Below are 12,260 nucleotides of genomic sequence, written 5' to 3'. Positions count from 1 at the left end.
ATTAACACCTCTTTATATTAGTCATGACTAAGTCACTAGAACTTAACCGTCTCTTGTTACAAATCATTATTAATTATAGTCTTTATCCCAACTAATATCAACGTTACATACCCAGAACACATAAAAAAACCAGAAGCATAAGCTTCTGGTTTTTAAAATGTAATGTCTTGATTTTTAGTTTTGAAATAAGCTGCTTCGATTCGTTTGAAAGCACCTGGCTCCACTTTTTCTAAAGCAACACCAATTTCATCTAACGCATCATGATAATTGTAATCTTGAACGAATAGACGGTAGCTCTTCTCGCCCGCAATTGCAATTTCTTCATGACTCATACGGTAACGATTTGCATACTGTAACATTTCTTCTGTTAAAGCGGCGCTATCAATTAGTTCTTCAGTCTTATTATGTAAAACCTCTAAATCTTGTTCACAAAAATCAACAAGTTGATTGATGCGATCCATATCGATTCTAATTTTATTTAACTCATGACTTAATTCTTCAATACGATCAGTTGCCACATAAAAGAAATCAAAATAATTTTGTGGAATACCTGGTAAACGTTGTTTATCAACGTAACGTTTTAAGGTTCTTAAATCAAATTCAAACTCATCAATCTTAGTTTGAGCAACTTTTTCACCCTCACGTAATGCATCACACGCTTCTGTAATTTCAATTTGTTGATTTTCAATTTCATCTAACATCTCAATATCATTCTCTAAGCGAGCTTGAACTTGACTGTAGATAACTTCTTCAGCTTCAACATTTTCTTTTAATGATTCAAATGATTTTTGCAGGTCTTCTAATTGAGTTTGAGACCCTCTAGTAATCCCTAATTCATTTTTATTTAATTCATAACTTTGAGAAACATGATCTAATTCAATGACTAGTTTATGATTATTTTCTAGAACATGTTGGATATAAGCTTCAACAACTGGTAACTTTTCGTGTACAAATTGCTTGGCTTCAATTTCTTTTTCTAATTGACTGTACAGACCATCAATACGTGATGCAATTTTTTCATTTTCTTCTCTAGCATCTGAAAGTTCAAAACGTCCTAATGTTTTAACATTTAAGTCAATTTTTGTTTTAACTTTTTCAAATTCTTTTTCAAAATCATCTGAAACAAATTTGTAATTTTGATCTAATAATTTTTGATAAGCTTCTTGCAGTTCTTCTAATTGACTAGGAAACTCTTCTTCAAGTTCTTCAACAAGTGGAGGAATACTTTCCATCGTTGCTTCTAATTCATACGTATGATTTTCAGCTTGCTTTAAAACATCTCCAGCTTCAACAGGATCCCCTGACGAATTTAAATTAACAAATTCTTTGAATTCAGCTTCAATTTCATCAATTTGTTTGTTGATTTCTGATAATGTTGGACCAAATTTTTCAGGTTCTTCTTTAGATACTTTTTTAATAACTTCATACTTATCTAGAGCTTCTTGAACTTCAACTGAGTTTCTTTCTTCTGTTTCTCTAAGTTCTTTTAATCCTGCACGAACTTCTTCAACTTCTTTCTCCATCTCATCCATTGTTTCAAACGCATCATTAACGGCTTGTTTCACTTGCATAAAGCGTAATGTTTCATTTAAATTTTCTGCTTCAAAAATTCTCGTTTCTAATGCAGCGAAGGAAGTTGTTGAAATATCCGTCCACTTTTGATTCCATTCACGGAATGTATTTTGACTTTGGCCGATCAAATGCATTTTTTTGATTTCTTCAACTTCATCGACGACAGGTAAATCGAATAAGTCACTCTTACGCTTTTCTAAATCATCTAAGCGTTCTTCATTTTTTCGTCTTATTAAGAAAGCAACTAAATACATGATTGCTGCAATCAAAATAATAGCCAAGAATATCCACAGGATAGTATTTGATTTCATTAAATTTCCTCCATTTTTTTTGAACATCATCTTTAGTTTACAAGTATTGCGACACTAAGAATAATCATTTCATTCATTTATTTTTTTATCGTAACGTTATGTCATCTAATTTTTTGCATCTACTCTGAATTATATCACAATAACTTATTTCTATCACTAACAAAATACATTTTTTTGTAGGAATCTATTCTATTAAGACTTCAATTTTGTACCTTATTACTGTTATTTTTATTCACTAAACAAATCTAATTGTTTAGGATTCAGATTATCGTAGACTAAATTTAATTTTGATGTGAATGTTAGAGCACTTGCCCCAGCATCCCCTCCAGAATTATTGTTAAAAATAACATAAACATCTTCAACACTTTCAGATGTTGCTTTCACATGAGTTGCCAAATCTGTTAATTCTTCGTCATTATAACGATATAACGTCCTCTTCTTGCGCCAGTCCTCACCTTTAGCAACCCATGCGTTAGGATTTCTACCATGAAATCTAAAAATGTGATAATCAGATACTGTTCGAACTGTATCAAATGGTACTGACCTATTCTGAACTTGGGGTTCATCAATAGTCAATAAACTATATACCTCATCTCTCATAAACTGACACATCTGGTTATAATTTTGTTCATCATACCAGCTTGGATGTCTAAATTCTACAGATAATGGCCAGCCTTTCAATATCTTTCGTAAGCGTCGTAAATAAATAACAGAACTTTCCGTACAGGCAAACGTAGCTGGAAATTGCAGTAAAATACTTCCCAACTTCCCGGATGTCAGTAATGGCATGAATGTCGCTATATATTTTTCGTATAAGGCTTTTTCAGATTCAAAAAAATCTTGCCATGGTCTATGAGTCGTCATACATTGATGGGCTTTTATTATAAACTTGAAGTCGGAAGGTGTTGCCTCAATCCAATTATTTACGGTTTTAATTGAGGGGATACCATAAAAAGGAGTATCTAACTCGACTATAGGTAAAACAGAGGCATATTCCGCTAATGTTATATTCTCTTTATTAAGTAAAATGGGGTGTTCTCCCCAGCTCGTTAAGCCAACTCTTATCATTGTTTCTCCCCCCTTATCTATTTAGTGTAACCCAATGTATTTTATTTTTCAAAAACAAGATAGTTTTAATTATTTTTGTTATAATTATTAAGAAACTATATATAGAAAGTTGGGTTGAAATGAAAAAAATATTAGTCTTACACACTGGTGGGACAATTGCGATGGCTGAAGATAGCCAAACAGGCGAAGTCTCAACTGAATCAACTAATCCTCTACTAAAAGTATCTCAAACCGTCGGCTTTGAAACTGAACTGATTGTTGAGGATTTCTTTTATATACCATCACCTCACATTACACCTAAACATATGCTTGCCTTAAAAGAACGTATTTTAAGCGCTCTTTCAGAAGGTATCGACGGTGTTGTTATCACACATGGTACAGATACTTTAGAAGAAACAGCGTACTTTTTAGACATCACAATAGGTGATAAAATACCAATCGTTATCACAGGAGCAATGCGCTCAAGTAACGAAATCGGATCTGATGGCTTATATAATTTCCTAAGTGCTATTCGTGTAGCAGCAAGCGATGCTGCTCTTAACAAAGGAACACTCGTTGTAATGAATGACGAAATTCATACTGCTCGTTACGTTACAAAAACTCATACAACTAATGTCGCGACCTTCAGAACCCCTACATTTGGGCCAGTTGGTTTGATTAATAAGCATAACGTGAGCTTTTACCAACAACTCATTACAAGTCACACTTTAGATGTCACAACAGTTGACGCGCGTATCCCTATTGTCAAAGCCTATGCTGGAATGGAAGGCTCTATTTTAGATATTTTATCTGAAAGTGAAATTGACGGCCTAGTTATTGAAGCACTTGGAGCTGGAAACTTACCTCCACAAACACTTCCTGCTATTGATAATATGATTGCAAACGATATCCCTGTTGTTCTTGTCTCACGTTGCTTTAACGGTATAGCTGAAGGGGTTTACAGCTACGACGGCGGTGGCATACAATTAGAACGAAAAGGCGTCTTATTCTGTAATGGTTTAAACAGTCAAAAAGCTCGTATCAAATTATTAGTGGCATTAAATGCTAATTTGACAAAAGATGAATTAACAGAATTTATGATTGAACAGGTTTAAATAAATAAAAAAACTACTAGGAAATTTCCTAGTAGTTTTTTTATTTACCGTGACATTTTTTGTATTTCTTACCACTACCACACGGACATAAATCATTACGCCCAACTGAAACATTATTTGTTTGTGGCACAGCTTTGTTGGTATTGATTTTTGTAATAGACTCACCCATTACAAAACGATTAAAGCGTTGAATTTCATCAGTTGAATAGTCACTTGATGAAGACTTAGCTTTCTTAGCAGATGTTGTTGTTTTAACAGGCTCTTCTTTTTTAACCTCTTGTTTAGGTGCTTCTTCAGTTTTCACTTCATTAGACACACTTGTCGGTAATTTCTCTAATTTACGAGTTAATGTTTCCCCGTTCTTAATATTACCCACTGTTGTTAAGAAATCAAAATATGAAGATAAAACAGCTACTAACTCTCCTGCTACTTCAGAATAATTAGACATTTCTTTAGGTAAGACTGTTACCAGAACATTTTCTACTGATGCCCCTGTCCATTCTTTCCCACTGCGTAATTCTTCTCTATACATCCATTCAGAGAATGTTAAAATAATCGCTTCACTGTTTTTTTGTTCTGAAGCCGTTAAATTCTTAAACTGTGTACTTGTTTTGTATTCAGCAAACCATTCATTTGACTGTGTCACTACGTTTGCCATTTTCTTTTCAGAAAATACTTTTTGAGCCATAAAAGATAACCTCCAAAATTTAATTCATGATACTAACTCTATTAATTATAGCTGAAAACGCAAGGATATTCAAATTCTTTTATATAAAAGCAATACGCACTCACTTGACTTTTATATTTCAATTAAAGAACAGTTACTATACATCAAAAAAAGGAGCCCGTCTTATAGACTTGGCTCCTTTAGATGTAACGTTCCACCACAGGGACAACGATATCTTTTTACAGAAATACGCCTTTGTCTCTTAAAAATCTGATAGCAAGTTATGCATTCATAGGTATAATTATACGTTCTCTCACCATCTTCCATATTAGGAACAAATCGACTCCCACCAGTCCATGCTAACCAATTTTTAAAATCAGCATCTTTATGTCTAAAGCCCATCCCTAATAAATGCAAATGATAGTGACAAAGCTCGTGTTTTATCACTTTAATAAATTCTTCAATTCCCAATTTCCCATACACTTTGGGATTGAAATCTAAATGATGGTTGGATAGATGGTAACGGCCACCTGTCGTACGTAATCGAGAATTGAATGTGGCCTTGTGCTTAAAGGACCGAGCGAAAAAACAAACAGAAACTAATTCAACCAACTCTTGTAGTTTATGGTTAGATAAGGTCTCTTTATCAGTCAATTGAAGTAATGGCTCCACTTCTTTTTCAAATCGCTTTTCATCAATCAGTTTTGGATTAAGCATTTTCCCCTACTGGTCCTAACATGCTTAGAGCTACACGTCCTTTTTTAAGATCAACATCTTCTACCCATACTGTCACGATATCCCCAACAGCCACAACATCAGTAGGGTGCTTCACAAATTTGCGACTTAGTTTAGAAATATGTACCATACCATCCTGCTTAACACCGATATCGACAAATGCGCCGAAGTCCACAACATTACGAACTGTACCATCTAATTCCATACCTGGTTTTAAATCTTCCATACTTAATACATCTTTTCTAAGTAACGGGGCTGCCATTTCGTCACGTAGATCGCGTCCAGGTTGACTTAAGCCTGCAATGATATCTGTTAATGTTTCTAAACCAACTGATAGTTCTTCAGCAATTTGTGTTGTTTTAAGTTGCTCTAAACGTTCTTTTGCTTCTGATGTTCCTAATTCTTTATTTGTAATGCCTGCTTTAGCTAATACTTCTTTAGCTACTGGATAACTTTCCGGATGGATACCTGTGTTATCAAGAATATTTTTAGCTTGAGGAATACGTAAGAAACCAATGGCTTGTTCATAAGCTTTCGGTCCTAAACGCGGTACTTTTTTAAGTTGAGTACGAGACGTAAAGGCGCCATTTTCCTCACGGTACGTTACAATATTTTGAGCGGTTGTTTTATTTAAACCTGAAATATTTTGAAGTAATCTAGGACTAGCTGTATTTACCGTAACCCCAACTTTATTTACTGCAGTTTCTACAACAAAGTCTAATTGTTCTGTTAACATTTTTTGAGATACATCATGTTGATACTGACCAACACCTACAGCTTGTGGGTCAATCTTCACTAGTTCTGCTAAAGGATCTTGCAGACGTCTCGCAATACTAATCGCACTTCTTTCCTCTACTTGTAAATCAGGAAACTCTTGACGTGCAATATCACTAGCTGAATACACAGAAGCTCCAGCTTCATTGACAATCACATAATAAACATCACGTTTAATCGTCTTCAACTGCTCTGCCACAAATAACTCAGACTCACGACTAGCCGTCCCATTTCCGATTGCTACCATTTCAACTTGATACTTTTCAACTAACTCTACGAAAGCTGGCCCTGCAGCTTGTCGTTTATCTGCATTGGCTGGTTTATGGGGATAAATAACTTGAATAGCCAACACTTTACCTGTTTCATCCACAACTGCCATCTTACAACCTGTACGATAAGCTGGGTCAAATCCTAACACAACTTTACCCTTAAGTGGTGATTGTAATAATAAGTTATGTAAATTCTCACCAAAAATAGAAATGGCTTGTTCATCCGCTTTTTCAGTTAAGTCGTTACGAATTTCTCTCGTAATAGCTGGACCAATAAAGCGTTTATAGGCATCTTGATAAGCTAATCTAACGTATTCAGCTGTTGGTGAGTCACTATTTTTACCAATAAGTTGGCTTTCTAAATAATTCAAAATAGGCTGTTCGTCCACATCTAGATTTACTTTAAGAATCCCTTCTTTTTCTCCACGGTTTGTCGCCAAAATACGGTGTGCGACGATTTTACTGACTGATTCTGTATAATCATAGTACATTTCATAAACGCCTTTTTCATCTTTTTCTTCATCTTTAACTGTACTTGTTAGTAGAGCATTTTTCGCTAGATAGTCACGTAAATATGTACGGTAAGTCGGTTCATCACCAATTGCTTCAGCTAAAATTTCATGGGCACCAGACAAAACTTCCTCTACTGTTTCTAATTCATGTTCTGTTGATAAATACTTTTTAGCTTCGGCACTCACGTCGGCCGGTATTGGGAAAGACTTTAACCATTTTGCAAACGGCTCTAATCCTTTTTCTTTAGCAATCGTTGCTTTTGTACGACGTTTTTGTTTATAAGGACGGTATAAATCTTCCACTTGTTGCATTTTTATTGCTTTTTTTATTTTAGCACTTAACTCAGGGGTCAGTTGTCCCTGTTCTTCTATAATACGTAAAACTTCACCTTTACGTTTTTCCAAATTCAAACTGTAAGTATAACGTTCCGAAATTTCTCTAATTTGAACCTCGTCCAAACTCCCTGTCATTTCTTTACGGTAGCGTGCAATAAATGGGACTGTATTCCCATCTTCTAATAAATTTAGAACTGTTTTAATTTGCTTCATTGAATACGTCTTTAATTCTTTTTCTATTAATATTAAAATATCTCGATTTAACTCTGTAGCCATTAGCGTCACAAACCCTTCTTTTACTATTTCATTTTTAGTCATAAAATAGACTGCTTTACCATTATAACTGAAAGCAGCTTTCTCTACTAATAATAAACAAAAAACAGCCTTAAAGGCTGTCTTTTATGCTTCTGTTTCTTCTGTCATCGGTTCTGCAGTTGATGAGAAGTTTAACTCTACACCTGGTTGGTCTAAAGCAATCTCAGTCACTTCGTATGTCATGCGTTTAATAATAGAGAATAAAGGTTGCATCAATTCGCTAACCTCTTCTTGCGTTAATTCTGACGGCTCTGTAATGATACGGTCATTCACGATAACAGGTTGACGAACCGCTCCTGTTAAAACAAAAGCCTCATAAACGATTTGATAAACAACGCGTAGGCCTAGTACGCAACTAGTGTCCTGCGGAAAATCTTCTTGTTCACTCATATCAATCGGTACGATTTCAACTGCAATATTTGTTTCTAACTCATTCTCTGGATTGTTTAAATCATAATGAAATGATTCAACTAACTCAGGATTTCTTGTAATGTTCATTGTATAGCCTCCTAGGTAATCTTTCATTTTAAATATTACTTTAAAATATAAAATTTTAATTCAATACGTTTATTATACTCTATATTTTAAAAAAATTTAACTTTTTTAAATACTTTTCTATAAATTATAATTCCGCCTTATTTTTATCAGACCATTCTTTCTGCTTAGATTGAATATACGAATAGCAAAATATCGCACTCATTATAACTATTAAAACTAATAGAATCACGATTAATCCCGTTAATACATAGAATAACATGATTCACCCCCTAAATTCTTAAGCAAACATACTTAAAATAATCACTCTAAGTAGAATACTATAGACCTTATAAACAAACAAATTTAATTTTTATCTATTTTGATTAAAAAAAAAGAATAATCTTTTTTTTGAACAAATATGTTATCATTAAAGTAGTTTATAAACATTTTTTACGAAAAGAGTAATAACCTACTGTAAAGGAGTTCCCATGAAAAAAATACTATTTCCATCATTTCTAGTCATCATTTTACTTTCACTTTCTGCATGTACACCTGATCCACCGAGAAAGAGTAAACCAGACGGTTCACAAAAAATTGAAAAAAGTGGTAAAAAGAAGAAAAAAGTAACATCTAAATATCCAAATAACACCGTTCTAGGTGTTCTCGATAAAGAAAATTTAGAAAAAGAAGATACGGTTATTTTCTCAGAAAAAACAGATACTGGATTGATTAACTACACTGTAGATTCTGATAATATTATTCAAAAAATTGAATTAAATTTCGAAGAGCTTCCTCTTAATAAAAAGCTAAATAAAATATTCTTCTTATCAGCAATCGAAGAACAACTTCCACCTGATGCTGAATTAAAGGATATAAAAGATAGCTCAACAAATTCACAAGTTTTTGAATCCAACGATTACAATCTTTCATATGATGTGAACTATACTGTTAATAAAAATGAAGAAGTCACTTTAATAGAAATTGAAGAAAAAAAATAGAACAAGACTAAAAAGTCCTGTTCTTTTTTTTATTACTATAATAAAAAACTTGTCAGAATTTAATCTGACAAGTTTTTATTTATATTACATGTGAATTGGCATACCTAATGCTAATTCAGCAGTATCCATAACAGCTTCAGCTAATGATGGATGAGAATGAATTGTTAAAGCGATGTCTTCAGCATTCATACCAGCTTCAATTGCTAAACCTAGTTCAGCAATAACGTCACTTGCAGATACGCCGGCAACTTGTGCCCCAACGATTACATTATCTTCTTTAGTTGTTACTAAACGAACGAAACCTTCCATTTGGTCAAGAGAAATAGCACGGCCATTTCCACCTAATGAGAATTTAGATGCTTTAACATCTAAGCCTTGTTCTTTAGCTTCTTTTTCAGTTAAACCAACAGTAGCTAATTCAGGATCTGTAAAGGCTACAGCAGGCATAGCTGTGTAATCAATTGCAACTGCTTTACCTGAGATAGCTTCAGCAGCGATTTTAGCTTCGTAGCTTGCTTTATGAGCAAGAGCAGCTCCAGGAGTGATATCACCAATCGCGAAGATTGAAGATACGTTTGTACGTCCTTGGTTATCTACTTTAACTAAACCACGTTCAGTCATTTCAACACCTGCTACTTCTAAACCTAATTCATCCGTATTTGGACGACGTCCAACAGTTACCATTACGTAATCAGCAGTTACTTCTTCAGCTTTTCCATCAACTTCGTATTTAACTGTCACGCTATCACCATTGTCAACTGCTTCTTTAGCCATTGCTTTAGTGACAACTTTAATACCTTTTTTATCGAATGATGATTCAACTAATTTAACCATATCTTTTTCAAATGTTGGTAAAATTTGTGGAGAACCTTCAAGGATAGTTACTTCAGTACCTAGGTTAGCATAAGCGCCACCTAATTCAGCACCGATAACTCCTCCCCCAACGATAACCATTTTCTTAGGAAGTTCTTTTAAGTTTAATCCGCCTGTAGAATCTAAAACGCGACCTGCAAATTTAAATCCTGGGATTTCGATTGGACGACTACCCGTTGCCACAATCGCATTGTTGAATTCATAAGTTTGAGCTGATTCGTCATTGATAACACGTAAAGTGTGCTCGTCAACGAAGAAAGCTTCCCCTCTGATTACTTCAACTTTATTTTTCTTAAGAAGGAATTCAACACCTGAAGTTAATTTCTTAACAACGCCGTTATCTTTCCAATCTTGAGTTTTAGTGAAGTCTAATTCTACACCTTTAGTTGTAACACCAAAGATTTCTGAATCTAGAGCTTCTTGGTATTTATGACCAGCACTGATTAGGGCTTTTGAAGGGATACATCCGACGTTTAAACAAACGCCGCCGATGTATTCACGTTCAATAATTGCTACTTTTTGTCCCATTTGTGCTGCACGGATTGCTGCTACATACCCACCAGGGCCAGCTCCGATTACTACTGTATCTAATTCTAAAGCGAAATCTCCTACTACCATGTGTGAGTCACCTTACCCTTCCATTAATAATAATTCTGGATCTGCTAATAAACGTTTAATGTTGTTCATAGCATTTTGAGCTGTCGCGCCATCAACAATACGGTGGTCGAAGCTTAATGATAATTTCATAACGCGTCCAACAGCTAATTCGCCATCTTCGTTTACGATTGGTTGTTGATCGATAGTACCTACACCTAAAATAGCTACTTCAGGGTAGTTGATAACTGGAGTGAACCAGCCACCACGAGCTGAACCAATGTTACTGATTGTAACAGTACCATCGCGCATTTCGCCTGCAGCTAATTTACCTGACATTGCTTTTTGAGCATTAGAAGTAATTTCGCTTGCGATTGCAAACATACCTTTTGAATCAGCATTTTTAATGTTTGGTACAAATAATCCGTTTGGAGTATCTGTAGCAATACCGATGTTATAGTAGTTTTTGTAAACAATTTCTTCTGTTGTATCATCGATTGAAGCATTTAAGATTGGGAAGTCGCGCATTGTCGCAACTAACGCTTTAACAACGTAAGGTAAGAATGTTAATTTAACATCTTGCTTAGCTGCTGTATCTTTAAATTTCTTACGGTGATCCCACATTTTAGAAACTTCAACGTCATCAAATAATGTAACGTGTGGCGCTGTATGTTTACTGTTAACCATTGCTTTAGAAATTGCTTTACGCATTGGTGTAAGTTTTTCACGAGTTTGAGCTTCGCCGCTTGCTGCTGGAGCAATTGGTGCTGCAACTGGTGTAGCTGCTGCTTTAGGAGCTGCTGGTGCTTCTGTAGTTGCTGTTGCTGCTGGAGCTGTTGCCGCTACTGGAGCGCCGCCTGCTGCAACTGCATCAATATCTGATTTAAGAACACGTCCACCTTTACCTGTTGCAGGTACAGTTGAAATATCAATTCCTTTTTCACGTGCATATTGACGTACTGAAGGCATTGCTAAAACGCGTTTTGATGGGTCAGCTGCTACTGGAACTACCGCTGCCGCTGCTGGAGCTGATGAAGAAGTTGTAGATGCTGCTGCCGCTGGAGCTGATGCAGGTGCATCGTTGTGTCCTGGAGCATCGATTTCGATTAATACATCACCAACGTTTGCTACTGTTCCTTCTGGAACAACAACGTTCACAACTTTACCTGTTACTGGAGATGGAATTTCTTCAACAGATTTATCATTTTGTACTTCTAATAATGTATCATCTTCGTTGATTGTATCGCCTGCTGCTACAAACCATTTTACGATTTCGCCTTCTGCAATACCTTCACCGATATCTGGTAATTTGAATTGGAATACGCCGCCTGCTGGTGCTGCTGGAGCCGCTGCTGGTGCAGGTGCTGCCGCTGTAGCTTCAGCTGGTGCGTCATTATCTTCATGTCCTGGAGCGTCGATTTCGATTAAAACGTCACCAACGTTTGCTACAGTTCCTTCAGAAACAACGATGTTTAAAACTTTACCCGTTACTGGAGATGGAATTTCCTCCACTGATTTATCGTTTTGTACTTCTAATAATGTATCATCTTCGTTAATTGTATCGCCTACTGCTACAAACCATTTTACGATTTCGCCTTCTGCAATACCTTCACCGATATCTGGTAATTTAAATTTAAATGCCATGATCGCACTCTTCCCTTCAAT

11 protein-coding genes are annotated in these 12,260 nt (G+C 35.3%); 2 read left to right on the top strand and 9 right to left on the bottom strand.

Annotated elements, in window-relative coordinates:
- Window positions 1-152: 152 nt before the first annotated feature.
- Window positions 153-1,883, bottom strand: a complete 1,731-nt coding sequence (locus OL233_RS04215) for a septation ring formation regulator EzrA (RefSeq protein WP_275471113.1) — start codon at window positions 1,881-1,883, stop codon at window positions 153-155.
- Window positions 1,884-2,111: 228 nt separating this feature from the next.
- Window positions 2,112-2,951, bottom strand: coding sequence for a DUF72 domain-containing protein (locus tag OL233_RS04210; RefSeq protein WP_275471112.1), 840 nt, complete (start codon window positions 2,949-2,951; stop codon window positions 2,112-2,114).
- A 119-nt stretch (window positions 2,952-3,070) separates the two neighbouring features.
- On the opposite strand from OL233_RS04210, the gene OL233_RS04205 reads away from it, so the two are divergent.
- A complete protein-coding gene (locus OL233_RS04205) occupies window positions 3,071-4,045 on the top strand; it encodes an asparaginase (RefSeq protein ID WP_275471111.1) in 975 nt (324 codons plus the stop codon).
- Between the two features lie 40 nt (window positions 4,046-4,085).
- Here OL233_RS04205 and OL233_RS04200 read toward each other — a convergent pair whose 3' ends face one another.
- The 5 genes from OL233_RS04200 to OL233_RS04180 form a co-directional block, all read right to left on the bottom strand.
- Window positions 4,086-4,733: a YecA family protein gene (locus tag OL233_RS04200; protein ID WP_275471110.1), complete on the bottom strand. Its 648-nt coding sequence runs from the start codon at window positions 4,731-4,733 to the stop codon at window positions 4,086-4,088.
- A gap of 162 nt (window positions 4,734-4,895) precedes the next feature.
- Window positions 4,896-5,429, bottom strand: coding sequence for a SprT family protein (locus OL233_RS04195; protein ID WP_275471109.1), 534 nt, complete (start codon window positions 5,427-5,429; stop codon window positions 4,896-4,898).
- The gene (locus OL233_RS04190) at window positions 5,422-7,614 is read right to left on the bottom strand and encodes a Tex family protein (protein ID WP_275471191.1); all 2,193 of its coding nucleotides are present in this window, start codon (window positions 7,612-7,614) and stop codon (window positions 5,422-5,424) included. The genes OL233_RS04195 and OL233_RS04190 overlap by 8 nt, the downstream gene beginning before the upstream one ends.
- 123 nt (window positions 7,615-7,737) lie before the next feature.
- Window positions 7,738-8,151 carry a DUF1149 family protein gene (locus OL233_RS04185; protein ID WP_275471108.1) on the bottom strand — a complete coding sequence of 138 codons (414 nt, stop codon included), beginning with the start codon at window positions 8,149-8,151 and terminating at the stop codon, window positions 7,738-7,740.
- 124 nt (window positions 8,152-8,275) lie between these two features.
- Complete coding sequence (locus tag OL233_RS04180; RefSeq protein WP_275471107.1) at window positions 8,276-8,410, bottom strand: hypothetical protein; 135 nt, start codon at window positions 8,408-8,410, stop codon at window positions 8,276-8,278.
- Window positions 8,411-8,618: 208 nt separating this feature from the next.
- Here OL233_RS04180 and OL233_RS04175 point away from each other — a divergent pair, with 208 nt between their 5' ends.
- Window positions 8,619-9,128 carry a hypothetical protein gene (locus OL233_RS04175; protein ID WP_275471106.1) on the top strand — a complete coding sequence of 170 codons (510 nt, stop codon included), beginning with the start codon at window positions 8,619-8,621 and terminating at the stop codon, window positions 9,126-9,128.
- A gap of 84 nt (window positions 9,129-9,212) precedes the next feature.
- On the opposite strand, the gene lpdA is transcribed toward OL233_RS04175, so the two are convergent.
- Both lpdA and OL233_RS04165 read right to left on the bottom strand, forming a co-directional pair.
- Window positions 9,213-10,619: a dihydrolipoyl dehydrogenase gene (gene lpdA, locus OL233_RS04170; RefSeq protein ID WP_275471105.1), complete on the bottom strand. Its 1,407-nt coding sequence runs from the start codon at window positions 10,617-10,619 to the stop codon at window positions 9,213-9,215.
- 12 nt (window positions 10,620-10,631) lie between these two features.
- Entirely contained in the window at window positions 10,632-12,239 is a 1,608-nt protein-coding gene (locus OL233_RS04165) for a 2-oxo acid dehydrogenase subunit E2 (RefSeq protein ID WP_275471104.1), read from the bottom strand.
- Window positions 12,240-12,260: the final 21 nt, after the last annotated feature.

The sequence above is a fragment of the Vagococcus proximus genome, assembly GCF_029143285.1.
Classification (GTDB): Bacteria; Bacillota; Bacilli; order Lactobacillales; family Vagococcaceae; genus Vagococcus_D; species Vagococcus_D proximus.
Note: the sequence above shows the minus strand (reverse complement) of the source record. Positions and strands in the feature narration are given on the sequence as shown.

What these genes read in the sequence shown, in the direction of transcription:
- OL233_RS04215 (WP_275471113.1), bottom strand. Translation starts at nt 1,883, where the DNA reads ATGAAATCAAATACTATCCTGTGGATATTCTTGGCTATTATTTTGATT.
- OL233_RS04190 (WP_275471191.1), bottom strand. Translation starts at nt 7,614, where the DNA reads ATGGCTACAGAGTTAAATCGAGATATTTTAATATTAATAGAAAAAGAA.
- OL233_RS04210 (WP_275471112.1), bottom strand. Translation starts at nt 2,951, where the DNA reads ATGATAAGAGTTGGCTTAACGAGCTGGGGAGAACACCCCATTTTACTT.
- OL233_RS04205 (WP_275471111.1), top strand. Translation starts at nt 3,071, where the DNA reads ATGAAAAAAATATTAGTCTTACACACTGGTGGGACAATTGCGATGGCT.
- OL233_RS04185 (WP_275471108.1), bottom strand. Translation starts at nt 8,151, where the DNA reads ATGAACATTACAAGAAATCCTGAGTTAGTTGAATCATTTCATTATGAT.
- OL233_RS04180 (WP_275471107.1), bottom strand. Translation starts at nt 8,410, where the DNA reads ATGTTATTCTATGTATTAACGGGATTAATCGTGATTCTATTAGTTTTA.
- OL233_RS04195 (WP_275471109.1), bottom strand. Translation starts at nt 5,429, where the DNA reads ATGCTTAATCCAAAACTGATTGATGAAAAGCGATTTGAAAAAGAAGTG.
- OL233_RS04200 (WP_275471110.1), bottom strand. Translation starts at nt 4,733, where the DNA reads ATGGCTCAAAAAGTATTTTCTGAAAAGAAAATGGCAAACGTAGTGACA.
- lpdA (WP_275471105.1), bottom strand. Translation starts at nt 10,619, where the DNA reads ATGGTAGTAGGAGATTTCGCTTTAGAATTAGATACAGTAGTAATCGGA.
- OL233_RS04175 (WP_275471106.1), top strand. Translation starts at nt 8,619, where the DNA reads ATGAAAAAAATACTATTTCCATCATTTCTAGTCATCATTTTACTTTCA.
- OL233_RS04165 (WP_275471104.1), bottom strand. Translation starts at nt 12,239, where the DNA reads ATGGCATTTAAATTTAAATTACCAGATATCGGTGAAGGTATTGCAGAA.